This window comes from Escherichia sp. AM3, from assembly GCF_032029835.1.
Lineage (GTDB): Bacteria > Pseudomonadota > Gammaproteobacteria > Enterobacterales > Enterobacteriaceae > Escherichia > Escherichia coli.
The window spans coordinates 1-347 of the sequence record NZ_JAVUPQ010000704.1 but is presented as its reverse complement, the minus strand read 5'-3'; the positions used below and the strand labels follow the sequence as shown (position 1 = coordinate 347).

The 347-nt window shown below is 55.0% G+C and carries 1 protein-coding gene; it reads right to left on the bottom strand.

From position 1 onward, the window contains the following. On the bottom strand, positions 1–271 hold a 271-nt coding region (locus RTW80_RS27985; protein ID WP_312721384.1), incomplete at its 3' end, for a LysM domain-containing protein. Positions 272–347 lie beyond the last annotated feature (76 nt).

The following is a 347-nucleotide window of genomic DNA, read 5'->3' as shown; positions in this document are numbered from 1 at the left end:
CTGAGGAGGAACCGCCGTTAACCTTGAGCTTCTGCCCTACCTCAATAGTATACGGTGGAGAGATATTATTCAGGCGCGCCAGCTCCTTCACGCTGGTTCCCGTGGCGCGTGAGATGCGGTAGAGCGTGTCCCCGCGCTTAACGGTATAGACTGCACCGGAATAACTGCCCATATCCGAAGATTTACTCCCCGAGCATCCTGCTACAAGTAGCGTCAGCGTCAGGCAGAAAACGGCAATGATCGGGTTTCTCGTCAGGCTTCCTGCAAACAAAACAGCTCCTCGGTCAGCGTGAATGGCGCACTATGATAGCAGCCCAAACTGATGCCGGTCATGCCCTTTTCCGCTC